The following is a 17,628-nucleotide window of genomic DNA, read 5'->3' on the forward strand; positions in this document are numbered from 1 at the left end:
CACTCTATGCTGTGATTGAGTCTTTGATTCTCATAACGGTTGTAGTTGAGCAGTCAGCGTGTCGGGCGGTAGCGCGGATGCCCAACCCGGCCTTTAACAGCTCCTTTACGCGCTTGTGCAGATCGGTATCCACCGGGCGCCCCTGATACTTGCCCTCGGCTTTCGCCTTCTCGATCCCCTGCGCTTGGCGCTCGCGCCGCTGCTCGTAATCCTTACGGGCGATAGCGGCCATCATCTCCACCAGCATCGAGTTGATCGCGCCCAGCATCCGGCCGGTGAACTCATCGCCTTTCGTATCCTGCATCCCCTGGTGGCTAGTCGGAAGATCAAGCGCAACGATGCGGAGCCCCTTGGAGTCAATCGCGGCCTTGAGCTTCTGCCAGTCATCCACCGGCAGACGCGAGAGGCGGTCGATGGATTCCACCAGCAGCACGTCACCCTTGCGCGCATCCTTGAGAAGGCGAAGCAACTCCGGCCGGTCAGCGGCCGCTCCGCTGGCATTCTCCAGATACACGCTGGCGATGACCTTATTATGGTCGTTGGCGAACTGCTCGAGCGAGGCGCGAGCCCGGCCGGCGTCCTGCTCGTCTGTCGATGCTCTGAGGTATGCGCGGATGAACATGAAGTGCTTCCCGTATCAGTTTAAGTGTCTCACTAATACTGTTGCACTTTGGGTGTCACATATCAAGCGAAAAGATCTAATATGCGACGATATGCCCGTATCTGCTCAGGCATACCTTTGTTTACACCGTGCTGAACTTGCCCCGAGGCCCGAGCAAAGTGCCGAACGACTCGGCATAGCTCTCTCTCATCTGCTTCGTGAAAATCTCGGTCAGCTTGACAACCTCCGGTCCGACTTCTTCACCGCAATGGATCACCGCGATAAAGCGGCCCATGACGTCAGCGCTCAGTTGCGCGCGCTCACGCCAGACGTGGGGAGGCGTTTCTGCCTCCATGCCCTTGAAGATCACCGGCACCAGAGCCTGGCTTAGCGCCTCGATCAACTCTGGCATATTGATATCGCTGATTTTCATCGCTTGCTCCTGATGAGTTGCATAGCCGGGCCATTTCGCTGCAGGTCGCGCAACATCATCTCGTAGGCACCCTTCATGCCCCGACTTGCGCCATCGTCAGCCGCTTGCTTCAGATTCTGTGCCATGTTCTCGTCAGCGCCTCCCTGAAAGTAAAAGTTCTGTTCGATCGTTGGCATGCTTACCGACGCTGAAGAGCTGGACGCCCTGGATGTGGATGCAGCACTGCCGACATACCCGCCGTCGGCGTAGCCCTTCTTGTTTGCGTTCATGCGCTCAAGGAACTCACGATTGCCGGGCTGACTGACCACTTCTTTCTTGACGACAAACTCGCCGCCATGCACCACGCCTTTTTCTTCGTACTTGCCACCGATGCCAGTAAAGCCGCCACCTGAATAACCGATTTTGGAAATGGTCTGGCTTGATCCGGTCATGACGCCTTGGCCGAGCGCCGCACTACCGCCACTAAGGAAGCTGAACGCGGTGCCCAGGAAGCCCGCGGCTGCCTGGCGCAACTGAATGCGGATGAGGTCGGAAACCACGCCGTCGGCAAAGTCGCTGAATGACGCCTTGCCAGTCTTCACAAAGTTGATAACCGCGTCCTCCATGTTGCCAAAGGCACGGGTGAACAGTTGGTTTGTCTGTCCTGCGACGTTTCGGGACTGCTCGAGGTAGGTCTGCATTGCCGAGCTGGCGCCCAGCGTCCAATCCTGCTCTGCGCGGTCGACGTCGATGTAATACTGACGCTGCATGGCGAGACGGCTTTGTAGCGCTGCGTTCAGTGCGGCGGTCTGCTTGGCGTACAGCTCCGGGGTGATCTTGTCTTCGTTGCGCTGCGCTGCGAGCGCATCCAGTTGCGACTGGTACTGCTCCTGAATGCCGAATTGCTCCTGCATCCTGGCGCGCTGCTGGTCGCCCATGCTGAGCCCGGAAAGGCTGTTGTTCAGTCCGGTCCGGTCTTTGACGAGCTGGCTATTCAGGTTCGCCTGAAAGGAAAACAGCTTTTGGGTTTCCTCGGTGGCAAGCTTGCGCAGTTCGTTTTCTTTCTCCAGTGCCGCGTTCTGCTTCTGCTGTGCGAGGTTCAGATCGGCCATGGCCAGAACCTGCTTTTGCGCGGCAGTGAGCGTCTTTTTCTCCTTGAGCTGGGCGATCTCTGTTTCCAGTTCGACCAGCTTCTTCTGCTCGGCACCGATGGACCTGGTTGTGCCGTCCTGTATCAGCAACTCCCGGCTTTGCTGCTGCAGGACCGCATAACGCTGCCTGGCGTCATCGAGTAGCTTCGTGCCAGCGTCCTCCTGGAAGGCCTTCGTCTTGCCGGCGTTCTTGTTGACCGTGGTGCCTTGCTCGATCTGAGACGTTCTTGCATCAACCATTTGCTGGGGCGTCAGGCGAGCCGGAGCGGTCTTTTTGACGGTAGAGCCCCCTGTAAGAAGGGCGGCACCGGTCAGGGCCTGCTGTTTCGTCTGTGGCAGCAAAAGCAGGTTTGTGCCCTTGCTCAGAGTGAGCGCTTTATCTATGACGCGCTGCATCTGGTTTATCTGCTTGTTGGCGCTGGCCTCGGCGGCCTTGGCTGCATCTTCGTGACTCTTCTTGACCGCTGCGGTCGCGTCCTCTGCTGCCTGCTGCTGGGTGTACAAGGCGACAAGCTGGGCCTTAAGTGCGGCCTGCTGGACCTTGTCTGCCTCCTTGACCGCGCTTTCATACTTTCTCAGAAGGTCGGTTTGCTCGGCCACAATGCTGGATTGAGCGGCCTGCGCCTTGGTCAGCCCCATTTTCTGGGCCAGAAGGGCGGCTTCGGCCTTCGCGTTTGCACCGATCAGGTCGCGTGATTCAGTCAGTTTTGCGATGTACTTTTCCCACTCAGCGACTTGCGCCTTCGTCTGAGAGCCTGAACCGCTCTGACTTATCGTGAGATTCCCAGTGCTTTGCGATATTGCCTTCGTGGCCGCATCGACGGTGCCCAGCTTCGTGGCCAGGTCTGCGGCCGAGGCCGTATTCGTCTGTTGCGTCGCGGCCAGCTCGGCCAGCTTACGAATGAAATCAGGGGTCGCGTTGCTGTTCGTCTGAATCCACTGCGTGACGCTGTCGAGGCTTCGCTTTCCTGATTCGACCTCGGCAATCATGCTGCGGAACTGATCGGCAAACGGCCCGAGGGTGATGCCCCGTTCTACCTTGTAGGCGTAGTCGTCGAGGGCAGATGATGCCTTGTCCAACGCTGCTGCCTGCTGGTCGGCCCAGGTGATTTTTTGCAGGCGCTGCTGCTCAGCCGACAGGGCCTTGTATGCGCTTACCGTCTCGCTGACGGTGGCGTTATGGCTGATCAGTGACTTGGATGCATCGTCAGCTCGATCGCCGACGCTCAGGAATGAGTAGGCAACCGCGCCGGTCATGGCAATCAAGCCGACAGGCCCGGTCAGAAGCCCCAATAAGCCGCGTCCGGCAGCGCTCGCGACAAGCAGCGCCTTGCTGGCCGTCGTCACTGCTGCTGTGGCTGTCTCTGAGGCTCGTATGGCGGCATTGGCGGCCAAGGTGGTCTCCGCTACCCCCGCTGCTGCTGCAGACCTCACGACGTAGGCCTGCTGAATCTCGGCAGACGCAGCGGTCGTGGTGGCTGCCAACTGGATTTCGGCGGCCTGGATCTGCTTGATTATTTTGATTTCGTCGAGCCTCGCTACAGCCATTCTGTTGCGTGCTGCAGCTCGACCCTGTTCGGATATCTGGCTCGACAGCCTGGACACTTCCAACTCGCGCTCGGCAACCAAAGCCGCCTGCACAGACCTCATATTGTTGAGTTCAGACTCCTGGCGCATCCGGTCGGCAGCTAGTTTTTGTTCTGCTGCTACCAGCTCGGCATTTGCCCGTGCGAGCGTCGCATTTGCGTCGGCCTGCTTTGACTGCGCGCTCAGCACCGCCTGTTTCGCTGACTCTGCCTCAGCCTTGTTTGCGGTCAGCGTTGCAGCGGTAGCGCTGTACAGCGCAGCGGCCTGCTGGATAGACGCCTTGGTCGACAGTGCTAAATTGGCGATGGCCTGGCCCGTAGAGAGAACCAGTCGACCGCCGATGATGTAGGCGAGCGTTTCCGCTGCATTCGACACCCGGGAAAGCATGAGGTAGGTGGCTGACGAATCACTGGTCAGCGCGTCCATGGACTTGGAAGCGGCAACGAATGCAGATGATATGGTTGCGCTGACACCGCTGGCCTGATCCATCTTGCCGACCAGTTGGGTGAACGAGTTGTCCAGCGCGGTAATGCTGTTGCCGATCGTCACGGCAGTCCTGGCGAAAAGCTGGTCGACGGCCTGCTGCTGTGATTGCAGCGCCTTTACAACCGCGTCCGCTGTCAGAAGCCCGGCAGCGCCGAGTGCGCGCAGCTCCCCGACGGTCTTACCCATGCCTGCGGCGATTGCTTGAGCCAATGCAGGGGCCTGCTCCATGACGCTGTTCAGTTCTTCGCCGCGCAGCACGCCTGAAGCGAACGCCTGGCCGAGCTGGACAAGCGCTGCACTGGCTGATGCCGCCGAAGCGCCGGAGATAGCCAGCGTCTTGCTGATGGTTCCGACAACGCCGGCAACGCCTGCTCCGGTCAGTTTCAGCTCTTTCTGATTGGTCGCGATCCGCTGATACAACTCGGCCGTGGCATTGAGCGGCTGATAGGAACTCTGAGAGATATCGAACACAGCCTTTTGTGCCGTGGCCAGCTCACCAGCACCATCGGTCACCAGCTTCATGCGGTTTGTGAGAGTGCTGTAAGCCTCGGCTGCGTCGTAAAACGCTTTCGTGCTGACTGCCGCAACAAGCGGTCCAGCCAGGCCAGCGGCCGCCGATGACAGCGAGCGCACGCGCCTTTCGAGCCCCTGAACCTGGGCACCTGCTGACGCGGAATTGCGACCAGTGTCGCTCACTGCCCTGGAAGCTCCGGACAGTACCGGCCCGCTGCGCAGGCCTGCATCATTAAGGGCAATCAGGCCCCGGCGAAGATCGTCTACTTGCTGCTGTGCGCTCCGGCTGTCGACCTCAAGCGCTAAACGGGATGTAAGGGCCATCAGAAGCTCCTGAGCGCGACGTACAGTCCCGCTATGTGTTCTTGCGTAATTAAGCCGGCCGGCGCGTTGGCGACCAAGAAGTAGTCGAAAGATGGGTTGGTTTGCTGGATGTCAGTTTTGAGGTGTTTTAAAAGCATTGGCATAGGCCGTCATGAGCTCGGTGAGCGTCATCTCATGGAGTGGATGCCAACCGACAGCGTCCACTGATAGTTCGCCATGGCCTGATGAGCTAAGTCGTGATTTCATGCAGTGTTAACTGCTCCGGGTGCTCGTTTTGCTTAGGCGTGCACGCCAAGCACCGGCTTGTTTTCAGTCAACGCGATGAGCAAAGCACTCGCCTGAACGTTACCCTGGTCAGCCGCTGAACGAAGACGACTCCAGGCTGCTTTGACTTCTGCACGGGTTGGTTTGGCTTGTTGTCCACGCTGCTTACTGGTTGTTGACATGGATTGTTCCTCTGCTGGCTGGATGAAGCCTTACAGAGACGACATTAGAGCTAATATGCGCATATAACCAGTGTTTTTAGGGTGCACTTAGAGTGATACATAGAACGAGACAGTAATAGATTAAGAGAACCACGGAAAGCGGATGGTCGGTGAAATCTTGAAGGGCGTTTTTGTCCCAGTAAGTCGCCGATAGGCAAAGTGATACAGGGGTGAGTTTTCGGCTCAGCGGCTCAGCCTCAGATTGAGTTTGGGCGAGGGCCGCCCTAATGGGAGAGAGTTGTTCCGCGCCACGAAACGACAGTACGTGAATTTGTGGCGCGAGATTCTGTGAGCGCAGCGGCTTGGTGGTTATCACCTCTTGTTACCACCTTGGTTACCTCAGTGGTAGCCATTACGCCAAACGTTGACAATTGTTGACATATCGCTCGATCTCATCGCAGGCCAAAGCTACTTTAGGCCTCATTCATGGGGTTGGTTTTCGCAGAACGATCATTCAACCATTGGAAATAGCTGCAAAAGCCTGGATACCAAGCTGGATACCAGTGCGAACTGCTCATTTGAATCTGCACGCGAGCTTCGCATCGACCTCTTGAATGTCAGGTTCCGCGTGCGGGAATCGATCTTGACGGACGGTGCTGATCAGGTGTTGGGCGAAGCTGGGTCAACCTAGTGCGACGGAGAGATTTGAGCCGCCGGCTCTCCGCTAACGTTGCCGCGCACGGTGTGCATGTCGCCACATTCCTTGGCGGCCTGCTCCAGCAACTTCGCTGCTTGAGCAAGATGCCCACGCTCCTCAGCATTTTCCACCATTCGCCCGAGCGCACGCAGGCGATAGGCCCGATTCGCTACTGGGACCTCGGCAATAGCTTCGCGAAAGTTTGCCCGGGTATCTTCAAATAATGTCACCCAGCGCTTAGCCAGCCCCTTGCTGGAGCGCTTGGTTGGGTCGTTAATCTCGACCTGCTGGCGGGACACAGTCACCCCGAAGTTAGTCTTTACGGCCTCTGCCACCTGTGAGGGTGTATCGAAGCAGGCTAACGCCTGGACGATAAAGGTTTTGATTTCGGGAGTTATCGCGGCCATATGGTCGATTCTGTCTAGGTTCTGTCAAGAATTGACCGCATGGTCTCGCAGATCATTAGCCCGGCGCCATGCCCCGTCTGTCACGTTTATCGGATCAGCGCATGTAGAACGGCCCAATGCCGCCAATAGACTTACGGAATCGTAGCGGAATGACAGTGAAGCGCTTGAGTTCACAATGGCTGGTATGTACACGGCAAAACTGAATTCTATACGCGATATCGTGCGGCTTGTGTCTGAGGGGAAGGAGCAGATGCTGGTGCGGGAAGCCGCGCCTGAGCAGAAGGTTAAGAGAAGAGGTCGGTGCTGGTAGCACACGAGCCCGCTCAGTGGCAGGCTCTGACGAGGCTTTAGATTGAAATTACCAACTGCATCCTTTTCTGATATCTGCAAACGCCGCTTCTGCGCCTGAGATGTCAAAGATCGCCGTGACCGGGCTTTCGCTATATGGGGTTACGTTAACGATAAACTTGTCTGACTCCATCATTTCCTTCATAGCCTTGATCGGAGAGCCCGGATAGAAGGTCGAAGTGTTGTCAGTGGATATCTGCCAAGACCTGGTAATGGCCTTGCTTTTGCCTATGCGATAGGTAACGTCTGTGTCGTCAGTACCGATGAATGAAGACCAGTTAACGAAAAGCTCAGTCTTACCGTCGGCGCAGCGTGCAAGCATGACCACGCTTTCTACCGACCTGCCCGTGCCGCCTTCAGACCCTAAAGCCGCCGTGTAAACAGGCTTGTCGTTCAAAGGGTCGGTCTTGGTGGCGGTGTACCACTTCCCCGATCCCTCGGTTTTAGTTGGCGTTGTCTTCTCCGCGAGCCCTGCGTCATCGGCAATCTTGTCGAAGCATGCCAGTCGCTGAACGTCGCCTTTTATTGCTGAGCATGCCGCGATTGATGTATCGCTAATCGCCGCGAGCCCTGGCGCAGATGCCATCATGGCCGAGAGGCAAATCAATCCAGTTATCGCCAAATTACGCACAGTACAACCCTCCATAGATGAAGGGTGATTCTACCTTGCCATCAATTCGTCGCGCACGCCCCTCATCAAATCTCAGACTCAACGAGCCCGTTAGCAGATGTGATGCAGATCGGTGATGTGTTGCATGGTCGGCCCCTGGGGCTGTGATGGCCTATGTATATGTGACCGGATCGACCTGAAAACCTGCGCTGATCCATTCGCGGTGAGCATTTCGGGCCCCTATATGCGCAAGCCAGATAAGCGCTCCGTCGGCTCGCTCAGCAGAGTGATGATCATCCGCTATGGTTAGAGCTGTTCACCAAGGAGCAAGAAAACATGGACGTCATCAAAGTCAGACTCTGCGTCTACGGCCAGAACAATACCAAGCTGGGCACGATGGATAGCGAAGGGGTCATCAGGTCGGATCGAGCGGTGATCTTACGAGTGATAGACGGCGCTGCCTACTCGATGCACGAGAGCTATCTCGGAAAACTTGTGGACGGTGTGTGCCGGACGAGCAGGGGGGAATTGATATTTACCCTGCGAGACTCGTGAGCGTGGCCGCCGAACTTACCGCAAATGAGGGTCGATCTATCCGACTGAGGGTCGCGTGGCGGGGGAGTGGCATTTAATTCAACGCCAGCAGGTAATTGCATCAGCAAAGTGTGAATTGCCACCTACACTCCGCGCGATGCAGGCCTCAGGAATTCTCCCGACCTGCGACATAGGATGTCTCGAATGAACTCCCCAATGGACCTGAGGCCTATCATTGAGGCAGTATTTTTGCCGATGAAGTGCGTATGCGATATCGCTCCGGGCGGCTCGATGACGATCCGGATATCCAACCTAGCCACCGAGGCGGAAGAATTCACCGTGACATGCATCGACACGACGGCACTGATCACGATCCGCGACATCGTTGCGTTGGTGCTTGAGGTGAAGGAGGATATGAGGCTGCGGCGGCTTGCGTCTGCCCAGCAGGGGAGGGTGCGAAACGCTTAGAATGAAAAGCTGGTCTTACTGAAGGTAGTAGCTATGGTAGCGAGCTTCGAGGTGTTTGCATGAGTCGCGCTGCTTTAGTCCTTGGAACAGTGGAACAAGTGAGTTACTTTGCACGACAAAATTTCTCGTATTTGTGAATAAAATTATGAATATTGCTGCTCCCTTATATGTCTTTTACTTTTTATTGATGATAGGCGTCGGCTTGGTATGTCTAAGCTTTTTGGATAAAAAGCACGACCTTGAGTTATCGGCATACGAGTGCGTTGAGCGAGCCCTGTTGACGAATGACGCGCATTGCGAAAGATCTGTACAGGCCAAGGCTCAAGCCTTGGAAGCTTCTGCTCGTGCGCTTATGCTGCGATAGTGACTTCGGATGAGGAGGGGAACTGAGGCCTTGGCTTGCCCAAGGCATTCAGCGAGCTACCGATAAAGGTAAGGATGATTTCGATCGGAATAGAGATGTTGCAGTTTTAAACCGGGCTGACCCAACTTCATTTTGGCCTGCCTTGGCAATCACACCACAGGCTGAAAATAAGCGCTTAGTGAAAAGTGCGTCACGTCACAGTTTTCGCCACTACGAGTATGTTCGTGAGTACTTTTGAATGAAAGTGGAAAGTCTGAGTCGGCGAACGAGAATCTGTAACCCTCGGCCTCACTCATGCGATCTTGCCAGCGCTTCATCACGCGCTTCGAGTTAGGTTGCTTTATGTAAACTAAAAATCCCGCTCGGTTATTTCCTGCAGTGTTAGTAGCATACCTTTCCGTCAGCTGCATAAATCCATCCCAGAGCCATCCGTAATCGTACGAATCATCCTTGATTTTCGCCTCCGCAAGCCACTTATATCTGACATTTTTCACCACGAGATCAGCGTGACCCCCTTCCATCGAGTCATGTTCAACGTTTATGCCAGCCATTCTCATAGCCACGCAGATCATATTGGTAATATCATCTTCACCCACCTGAAGAAACCTAGGGTTAGCCTCAAGCAAATGGATCGCTTTCTGCAACGCTTTCTCAGTGATCTCCACGAAATGACTGTAAGCTCTCAGGGAAAAAAATGACGTTGCGTTATCTTCAAAGTACCCATCGGCTGTTATGATTCTCGTAACATTATCCGCATCAGTCAAAATAGTCATTGTACAAGAACCTTGTCGATGCTTGTCTTGTAAAGAAGAAATATGTTCACACTTTCCTCCTCAACTAATTTTCCAGAAGAAGGGTGATAAAGCTTATTCGACTCTTGAAATAGGATAAGAGCATCGTCACCTAATTCATGAAAAACACTTTCCTCATCGACAAAGCAATAAGTTCTTGTGAGTGTTGGGGGGGTTGTCGTCGCCAAGTAATTTATAACTTGTTCGGTTTCACTTGAGGAGCAATTGGGTATCTCTTTAAGAAAATCCGATAAGGATATGTAGAACTCGCTTTTGACTGTTCTTCCGGCAATATATCTTACTATGTTGAGGGCGCAGACGGCTAGGCCAAATATTGAAAGATCTTTTTCGATTTTCTCAACCAGCTCGGGATTGATCTTCATGCTCTTAGTGCCTCAAGAAGTTTGTCTATCAGCAAGCGTGTCTCTTCTTCCGTACTACAGAAACGGAGTATAGCATATGTAAGAGCAGCTCTCGAGCCAGCTGTCGCAACAGAAATGGTGCTTGGCAGCGTAAGCTCTACTTCCTGTCCAGTACTAAATCGATTTGGTATGTGCCAAATAACAGATATGTCGAAAGGAGTAATCGCGCCAGCTACAGCTTGTAACCCGTTTGCATAAAATTGCTCGCTACGTAAATCCTCGCCACGCTTCATGGTGTCTTGTTTAATTGATCCTTGTGGTGTCATAAAGTTGAGCTTGCTTATATATCCTTCGGCATTGAACGTAAAGTATTGGATGGCCGGGAACAAATTCATTGCAGCGTCTGGTGAGAAATTCAGTCCTAGTGAGCTGCAGTTAAATACAATCCATCCAAGTGTCTCCCCAAGCGAGAGCTCGATTTGTTTGCCGTTCTGGTAGCTGTTTTCAGCCCGAGTATAGTCCGCCCGTATCTCTAGGATATTGGTTTTGTTGTTCAGGGTGATGACATCAAATGTTTGCCAATGATAATTGGAAACGCCATACACATCGTCATATATGTCTAGAGTGTGGGCGGGCAATCCGCTTAAATCTGCTTTATCTATTTTCTTACGCAGTGTAAACGTCCTGCGTCTAGATAGTACTATCCTGGTGTACTCTTGGGTCGACTCACTGCTGACCACGAAATGAAGCTGCGAGAGCCCAGCTAATTTAGCGCCTGAAAGAATGGCAGGATAGGGGTAGGTGATTTTCTTTGTGACAGAAGCGGAAAGTTTACGAAATGAATCTGCCGATTTTGTAGATAAATGATATAGGCTTAGAATTTTATAGTTGTTTTCGAGTTCGCTTTTCAGATATGAAGAGAGGGCTTCTTTAAGCTCCTGATTGTCTTTGGTCTCTTCTGAGATTAATACTTCCAAGCCATCCCAGTCACGAGGCGGCTTTTCTACGTGCTCATTAACAATACTTCGAGTGTTGTAAATATTGGCTCTAATTTTTAGCGCATAACCCAAATTATGACTATCCATATCAATCCTTTACTGGGCTATCGATCATGCTAGTCAGGCCACCTGTCCTAGCAATGTCGCGCCAATGTCCATTTTAGTTTATTGGTATGTCCGCATTCCTGTTCTCCAGGCTTTACGAGCATCGCTTTAATGTGTCATATGCGGTGAAGCGAGGGCAAGCCAAATCGTGGCACGCAGTTCCAGCAGCATCTGCAGCGCAGCCAGGCACTGAGCCGAGCAACCGGCCCAGCCAGCAGATAAGCTCAAATATAAGTACATCCAGCGTATCCGACGACGAGCTCGCGCCACGAAACTGGAGCAAGCGGAAGCGTGGCGCGACGTGGATGGCTGAAATCGATTTTTGTTGCGTGATATCACATGGCCTGCATTACTATTGCGGTTCAATCTTGGATGATGGGCTGCGAAACTGCATGAAGACGGAACAGGTTGGTGAAGTTGCTGCTGTAGGCGTAGGTGCGGCCGCTGGTGCAGGTCTTGGGGCCGCCTATGGCGTGGGTGTAATAGGTGTTGCGGCAGCAGAGGCAGCTGCCGCCGCCGCTGTGGCTGCTGGAGCATCAGCCGCAGCAACAACGGCAACTATTGCGGCGGCGGGAGGAGGCGCGATTGCTACGGGCGGGGGAGGAATAGCGGGAGGCGTCGTGGCCATAGCAGGCACGGCTGCGGGCACTGCGATACTCCCTATTGTCGCTTGTGCTGTTGGCGGTGCAGCGATTCTCGGCGGAGTCGGCTGGGGCAGTTACAAGCTTGGGCGAAAGCTCCTGAAAAAGTAAGAACACGGCGAAGGTTGCTTGCCGCGGTTTGCACGCGTAGCTCGGACAACGATGGTTTCGGAGATGTGCTCAGCTTTGAGCACATCTCCGAAAGAACAAGCACTTGGTCTCCTGTTTCGGTATGGCAGGTGCAGGATGTGGTTTCCGCGCCACGAAATTACACCAAGTCGAATTGTGGCGCGCATGAACGAATCACTGAGCCGTCCCTCACTGGCGGTCATTCAAGAGCATTCAGGCGGTATTAAATCAATGCAGCGTGAGGTGAGGGGGTGGCCTTGGAACGACTGGTGCGCCAGGCTCAAATAGATCGGGTAGTTGGTCCTCTGGGCATTCCCGGATGAACTGGATCATTGCTGCGTGGCAGGCGCGGTAGATTGGCCCGCCAGCGCCCCAGTCTTCGCCGTAGCCTGATGAGCTGTCTTCCAGTTGTGACAGGTACGCTATGCCTTGCAGGCTTGTGTCGCCATCCTCGGCAGCCTGATGACGGTGGACAGGATTCACGTTCAGCAGATCGCACATCCGCTCAAAGCCCAGCGCTTCGGCCAGTCCCTCATGGTCGAAAATAAACGACTTTCCAAACCCTGAAAGGATGGTTCTCGCTCCAATGCGTTCGACTTCACGGTGTGCCAGCGCTTGCAGCCCAATGTCCGCAATGGCCTGTTTGGCGAATGGCAGGAACGGTTTGAGCTTGTTCGCCTCGCAACGAAAGGCCCGCCGCTCAGCAGTAATGTAATCAAGCCTTTCAGACACGATACGACAGATCCGCCGAGCGGTGATGAGCTGGGTGCTGGCGCTGATACCTGGCTTCAAGGCGATATTGCAGAGCCTCATGAGAACGCTGGATGTCATTGGTGTATCTCCATGGGCGTTTGGTCGTAAGTGATGCGCAGATCGGCACCAGCAGGGCAGTGGCGGCCGGTGGGCATGCTGCAATTGCGGCATGCCATGACGTGGCTGATGTACTGGTCCCGGGCATGCCGCCATTCAGGCGTGGCTTTCGCGGCATGCGTGTAGGTGCGCGCTGGTGTTGTTTGGCGGCTACCGCGCTCGATCAGCGTGAGCAGTGGTCGATCCGCTGTGCTTTTCGTCAGGTTTGGTCGTGATGCGGCTGCCGGGGGAGGCAGGCCATCCAGCAGGCCGGATAGGAGGCTCATTGCCGGATCTGCCCGGTTTGGCGATGACTCTCATATGTGCCTGTGAAAAAAAATCGGGGGAACGGGGGAACAGTGGGAACAGCCAATGTTTCCGGGGCTTTCAGAGGGGGTACATGTTCCCCACCTAAAAAACGGGGGAACAGTGATAACCAGATGTGCGAAATGGCTGGTTCTCTTATATTCAAAAACATGTCTGTGTTCCCCCTGTTCCCCATACATTCAATAAGGGGGAACGGCTCCAGGCCCTATAGATACTGGCTGTTCCCCCGTTCCCCCTGTTCCCCAAGAAAATAGGTTCCTGTGAACTCGGGCATTTGCACTCGGTGATAAAGGTGTTGTTCATGCGCCGCCACCTTCACCGTCCATGACCTCTGGATCAATCACGTACAGGCGTGCCGAACCTCCACCTGGAATTCGGTATTTCTTCGTCTTGCGGCTTTCACGATCGGTGTCACGTCTGGCAAGCATCCCGCCGGCCTCCAGCGCCTTTATCACGCGGCTCAAGCCATGTCCGTGGGCCGCTTCGACAATGGCTGACTTGTTGAACAGGTACAGGCGTTTCCCCACGGACAACTCCCAGTAGCCGGCACGGTTGAACACCTTGGTGTCGGGTACTTGGTCGTTCACGTCCGAGAAGCGGCTTGTGCCGTGCTTATCGATGAAGTCCAGAATGCCAGCCAGGATCTGTCGGTCCTCGGCATTGCCGCTGCCCACCTGATTAAGCCATTCGCCGTACAGCAACTGGCAGTCGGCCAGGGCGCTACCAGGTGTCCAAGGGAGCAGACCATAGGCAATAGCCATTTCGCCCGCTAGGGCAATCACCGCAAAGCGATCTGCCACGCGCCCGGCCTGGGCGTTGTCCTCCATGAATTGCGCTCTGGTTCTGGCGAAGTCCTCCAGCAGGCCGGGCCGGTCGTCACTGGCGAGCAGATGCTCCACGAATGCGGGGCCGATGTGGCCGTGATGCGCACTCACTGCCACGGTGAGCAGGCGGTGGAAGTCGGCACCCTCAAGGCCATGCAGCTCGTCGAAGGCGCGGTGAGTGCGTGTACCGGCGTTCACGTCGACCATGCGCAGCTCAGCACCAGCGTGCGCCGCATTGCCGCTGATGGCCGCGTGCTCGGACAGAGAGCGCTCGCCACTCGATAGCGCCAACAGTCGCCAGCTCAGTTTGCCGCGGGCCTCGCGGTCGCGGGTCATCGTGCCTTTGCCCTGACCGTTGGCTAGCGAGTAGGCCATTTCCTGCACGCGCTTGGGATCTGCGCGCTTGATCTCGTCAAGCGGTAGCATGGTGTCGTTACGGCTGGAAGCCTCGATCTCCAGACCGCCCTTGGTCATGTCCCAACTGGCCGCGAAGATCCCGGGGTCGCCCCACACCGACGAGCCGATCAGTTGCGCCAATGACTTGCCGCTCGAGCTGTCGCCAACCAAGTGAACACCGCCGCCCAGCACGCCCACCAGACTGAGCAGGGGGCCAGCCAGTGCGCACCCGATTGCCAGTGTCAGTACCGGATTACCTTCGCACTTGGCAGCCACCTCGGCTTTCCAGCCGTCCAGCTCGCCACGCCGACTGAACAGCACCTGAGCCTTGTTGCTGGCCTGATACCGTACCTTGGCGCTCCCCAGCGTTCGTCCGGGCAGCACAAACGCGCCTGACTCATGCCAGCCCGGGCGGCTGGTGGTGGCGAACACCTCATCCGGGCGCTGGTCGAGCAGGTACTCCATGAACGTTCCGCGTTTCTTGAGCGCGATGATGACGCCCATGCCGAACAATGCGCGCCGGGCATCCTCGCCGCTGCCGCCGAACACTTCCATGGCGATGATCCATTCCTTGATACCGCCCTCGGTGGCCAAGCGGAGCAGACGGCCCTCGCTGCCATCGTCACTGTTGGTCGTGCGGGCAACCACTGTCACCGGTGTAGAAATCCACTCGTCGGTGATAGGGCGGTCACTGGCATCATCTTCGTTTTCGTCCTCTTCGGCACCGCCGCGCTTGAAGCCGTGCCAGTAGACCCCCGGGCGCAGACGCCGTCCTTTCTCGTTGATCACCCACTGCTCATGGACTGCCCAGCACGGTCGGTCTGGCGTGATGCGCTGGCCACGCTCCACCTCAAACCCGGCCAGCTCGTCGCAGATCTCGCGCTCACGCCTTACGGCCTCTTGCAGTTGCTCGGAGTCGATCTCGCTCAGGCTTTCACCACGCTCAAGCTGGACTGCTGCGATTTGCTGAATGATCCGCGCATGCTCCCGTCCGCTCTCGAGCGATTTACGCCGATATTCGGAGCGATCTGCAGCGGTCAGGCGTCCTGGGAACAAGTCCTTGAACTCCAGGCCGATTGAGGCGAGAACGTCCTCGGATGAGCAGCCGGCAAAGCAGTGTATCAATGCCCGACCATCGTCGGTGCTGGACACGCTCAATGAGGGGGATTTATCCAAGTGCGCCGGGCATTTCGCCATGTGACGGTTCTTGCCGGACGGCTTTACGCCATCCAGCCGTTGAAGAATCCGGCTGGCTGGGTCATCGCCCACTACGGACAGTTTTGGCCTGGATTTCATTGCAGTTGCTCCCGCGCTACTACTGCAAAAGCCTGCATGACCTGACCGTTATTGATCGCGTGCCAGTAGGTGAATTCGTCAATCGCTCCAACCTGACGAGCCTCTACGGCGGTGCCAGAACTACGCATCACAACTCGCCCGCACTCGGCGTCCTCCGCAGTCAAAAAAGGCCCCAGCAGTGGCTTGGGCGCTTTCGGATGAACTACATAGAACAGTTCGTTGGCTTTTTTCAGGCAAGCCGATCCCGTCGACGCAAGTGCATCGTTTTGAAAATTCATGCTGTTAAACCTCTATCTGGCCGACGTTTTGCTGTAGCCGCGCATAACTACGAAGGTTTCGTTTTATTCAGGCGTTTCCACTGTTCCATGTAAATGGCATTGTTGATAACGCCGCAGTTGAACAACGCCGTGAGGTGTCCAATCGCCTCGCCATCACGTTGACTTGCGAGCGGACAGCCAGATGCGAAGGCCTTCACCGAGATCTTGACTGCTTGTTTCACCATGCGCTCGCCAGTCCAATAAACATCAAGCCTGGATGGGGCGCTGAAATCGATGTTATGTGCGCCCAAGGCCCGATATCGAAGGCCGTACAGCGCCAGTTCGGCAAGCTGCTCGGTGTTCATACCGCAGAGCGCCGGGTGCTCGGAGTAGAGGTTCATTTAGCACCTGTCTTGCGCATAGCCTTGCTGGCTTCCAGTGTCCTGTTGCAGACCTCCACTGTCGCGCTGCAGGAAGCATCAGAAAGAGTGCCGATAAGTCCTCCGAGGCTTTCCAGCATCCACCCAACCTTGACTACTGCCTCTGGGCTAAGGCCGGAGTTTTCGTTATCCGCTGCACAAGCCAGCAGGTTGCCAATGCCTGAAATTCCATGCGCCAGGGTATGCATGTAGTCATCGGTCGCACGGATCACCGCATCAAGCTCATCAGCATTCATTTTTGCGATGGTGTCGTTTGTGGGAAGCAGGTCGACCCAGATCATGGATTTCATTGATCACCCCCACCAACTACGTGAATTTCCGTAATTAGCAGATCGGCCCAGGTCATGGCTGTGTGCTGGGCCATGACGGCGATCACCTTGGCCACGAGTGGCGGAGTGGTCGGGCTGGCCATTACGGCAGAGGCGAGCGCCAGCAGAGTTAGAATTTCCCTGAGGTCTTTGACCAGTTCGGAATCGATAAGGGCATGATCGTTCATTGAGCAGCTCCCTGATCATCGCGCAGGCTGTAACGCACCGACTGAACCAGCGCTGCAGCAGTGCCAGCAAGGAGGCCAAGAGATCGAAGCTCCACGCATGTTACAGGGTCTTCGCCGTCATTGGTTGCAACGTCGAGACGAGCGCAAAGACGCTCTACCCCCAGAGCCAGATCGGCGGCCAGCGCCAGGCCCTCACCACTATCGCCGCCTTGAATCACCTGGATCAGGTGGTTCATATCGTCGCGAGCGCCGAACTTGATGGATTGCAGCGGTGGCAGTGCTTTATTTTTCGAGACGATCATTGTGCACCCCCAGCATTTTCCAGAGCGCGGGCGCGGTCCATGTGGGAGTTGTAGCGGTTGAGTCGTACAGCAAGGGATGAGTTTGAGCGGAGAGCGCTCAAGGCCATGCGGCGGTGAGCAAGTGCGCTGAGTGCGGACGGAATGAGGGCGTGTTTCATGGGTGTAGCTCCCGAATCATGAGAGCCACCACAGCCTGCCGCCAAGCAGAGAGGGGTGGCGAGTTGCGCAAGATTGGCGGACCGGTGATTCAGGAACCCGGCGCACCCGAGGGTGCTCCTGCGCAACCCGCCATAACACGATAATGCGGGCACAAAAAAAGCGCCTGCAATCGTAATGGGGGCGCTGTTGCGCCTGAAATCGTTCGACCCGCCAAGGTCGTTGTCAGCAATGTGACGGGAAGGACAATAACCGCGTAAGCGCTTACGTGCAATCTCAGTTATCGACCGCCGGTCGCTAATCATGAATGGTGTTGTCATTTTGATTGTGCC

19 protein-coding genes are annotated in these 17,628 nt (G+C 55.7%); 2 read left to right on the forward strand and 17 right to left on the reverse strand.

The genetic code is table 11. The features are described 5' to 3' along the window. Positions 1 to 4 precede the first annotated feature (4 nt). The 6 genes from BLR16_RS09370 to BLR16_RS09390 all read right to left on the reverse strand — a co-directional run bounded on the left by BLR16_RS09370 (position 5) and on the right by BLR16_RS09390 (position 7,582). The gene (locus BLR16_RS09370; RefSeq protein ID WP_007253033.1) at positions 5 to 622 is read right to left on the reverse strand and encodes a recombinase family protein; all 618 of its coding nucleotides are present in this window, start codon (positions 620 to 622) and stop codon (positions 5 to 7) included. A gap of 121 nt (positions 623 to 743) precedes the next feature. Beyond that, a complete protein-coding gene (locus tag BLR16_RS09375; protein WP_074805832.1) occupies positions 744 to 1,034 on the reverse strand; it encodes a hypothetical protein in 291 nt (96 codons plus the stop codon). Next, on the reverse strand, positions 1,031 to 5,074 hold the full coding sequence (locus BLR16_RS09380; RefSeq protein ID WP_074805829.1) for a phage tail tape measure protein: 4,044 nt from the start codon (positions 5,072 to 5,074) through the stop codon (positions 1,031 to 1,033). Before BLR16_RS09380 ends, BLR16_RS09375 begins: the two co-directional genes overlap by 4 nt. 278 nt (positions 5,075 to 5,352) lie before the next feature. Continuing rightward, positions 5,353 to 5,520 (reverse strand): hypothetical protein, encoded by a 168-nt coding sequence (locus tag BLR16_RS28555; RefSeq protein WP_164989081.1) that lies wholly within the window; start codon positions 5,518 to 5,520, stop codon positions 5,353 to 5,355. 666 nt (positions 5,521 to 6,186) lie between these two features. Then, on the reverse strand, positions 6,187 to 6,603 hold the full coding sequence (locus BLR16_RS09385) for a DUF2280 domain-containing protein (RefSeq protein WP_060407241.1): 417 nt from the start codon (positions 6,601 to 6,603) through the stop codon (positions 6,187 to 6,189). Between the two features lie 358 nt (positions 6,604 to 6,961). Further along, on the reverse strand, positions 6,962 to 7,582 hold the full coding sequence (locus BLR16_RS09390; protein ID WP_007253027.1) for a type VI secretion system-associated protein TagO: 621 nt from the start codon (positions 7,580 to 7,582) through the stop codon (positions 6,962 to 6,964). Positions 7,583 to 7,897: 315 nt separating this feature from the next. Between BLR16_RS09390 and BLR16_RS09395 the strand changes: the two genes are divergently transcribed. Further along, a complete protein-coding gene (locus BLR16_RS09395; RefSeq protein WP_060407240.1) occupies positions 7,898 to 8,116 on the forward strand; it encodes a hypothetical protein in 219 nt (72 codons plus the stop codon). Positions 8,117 to 8,299: 183 nt separating this feature from the next. Then, positions 8,300 to 8,563 carry a DUF1652 domain-containing protein gene (locus BLR16_RS09400; protein ID WP_060407239.1) on the forward strand — a complete coding sequence of 88 codons (264 nt, stop codon included), beginning with the start codon at positions 8,300 to 8,302 and terminating at the stop codon, positions 8,561 to 8,563. A 513-nt stretch (positions 8,564 to 9,076) separates the two neighbouring features. On the opposite strand, the gene BLR16_RS09405 is transcribed toward BLR16_RS09400, so the two are convergent. The 11 genes from BLR16_RS09405 to BLR16_RS09460 form a co-directional block, all read right to left on the reverse strand. Next, on the reverse strand, positions 9,077 to 9,700 hold the full coding sequence (locus BLR16_RS09405; RefSeq protein ID WP_060404142.1) for a hypothetical protein: 624 nt from the start codon (positions 9,698 to 9,700) through the stop codon (positions 9,077 to 9,079). Then, a complete protein-coding gene (locus BLR16_RS09410) occupies positions 9,697 to 10,101 on the reverse strand; it encodes a hypothetical protein (RefSeq protein WP_074805826.1) in 405 nt (134 codons plus the stop codon). The genes BLR16_RS09405 and BLR16_RS09410 overlap by 4 nt, the downstream gene beginning before the upstream one ends. Beyond that, entirely contained in the window at positions 10,098 to 11,165 is a 1,068-nt protein-coding gene (locus BLR16_RS09415) for a hypothetical protein (RefSeq protein WP_060404144.1), read from the reverse strand. The genes BLR16_RS09410 and BLR16_RS09415 overlap by 4 nt, the downstream gene beginning before the upstream one ends. A gap of 1,016 nt (positions 11,166 to 12,181) precedes the next feature. After that, entirely contained in the window at positions 12,182 to 12,784 is a 603-nt protein-coding gene (locus tag BLR16_RS09425) for a hypothetical protein (protein WP_074805823.1), read from the reverse strand. Beyond that, a complete protein-coding gene (locus tag BLR16_RS09430) occupies positions 12,781 to 13,089 on the reverse strand; it encodes a hypothetical protein (protein ID WP_074805821.1) in 309 nt (102 codons plus the stop codon). Before BLR16_RS09430 ends, BLR16_RS09425 begins: the two co-directional genes overlap by 4 nt. Before the next feature lie 339 nt (positions 13,090 to 13,428). Then, a complete protein-coding gene (locus BLR16_RS09435; protein ID WP_092194218.1) occupies positions 13,429 to 15,645 on the reverse strand; it encodes a DUF927 domain-containing protein in 2,217 nt (738 codons plus the stop codon). Continuing rightward, on the reverse strand, positions 15,642 to 15,923 hold the full coding sequence (locus BLR16_RS09440; protein WP_004660919.1) for a hypothetical protein: 282 nt from the start codon (positions 15,921 to 15,923) through the stop codon (positions 15,642 to 15,644). The genes BLR16_RS09435 and BLR16_RS09440 overlap by 4 nt, the downstream gene beginning before the upstream one ends. A gap of 47 nt (positions 15,924 to 15,970) precedes the next feature. Beyond that, positions 15,971 to 16,303: a hypothetical protein gene (locus tag BLR16_RS09445; RefSeq protein ID WP_074805814.1), complete on the reverse strand. Its 333-nt coding sequence runs from the start codon at positions 16,301 to 16,303 to the stop codon at positions 15,971 to 15,973. Then, complete coding sequence (locus tag BLR16_RS09450; protein WP_004660916.1) at positions 16,300 to 16,632, reverse strand: hypothetical protein; 333 nt, start codon at positions 16,630 to 16,632, stop codon at positions 16,300 to 16,302. The genes BLR16_RS09445 and BLR16_RS09450 overlap by 4 nt, the downstream gene beginning before the upstream one ends. Continuing rightward, positions 16,629 to 16,838: a hypothetical protein gene (locus BLR16_RS09455; RefSeq protein WP_004660914.1), complete on the reverse strand. Its 210-nt coding sequence runs from the start codon at positions 16,836 to 16,838 to the stop codon at positions 16,629 to 16,631. The genes BLR16_RS09450 and BLR16_RS09455 overlap by 4 nt, the downstream gene beginning before the upstream one ends. Next, positions 16,835 to 17,140 (reverse strand): hypothetical protein, encoded by a 306-nt coding sequence (locus tag BLR16_RS09460; protein WP_004667358.1) that lies wholly within the window; start codon positions 17,138 to 17,140, stop codon positions 16,835 to 16,837. The genes BLR16_RS09455 and BLR16_RS09460 overlap by 4 nt, the downstream gene beginning before the upstream one ends. Positions 17,141 to 17,628: the final 488 nt, after the last annotated feature.

It is taken from the genome of Pseudomonas sp. BS3767 (genome assembly GCF_900099665.1).
In the GTDB taxonomy this organism is placed as follows: Bacteria; Pseudomonadota; Gammaproteobacteria; order Pseudomonadales; family Pseudomonadaceae; genus Aquipseudomonas; species Aquipseudomonas cerasi.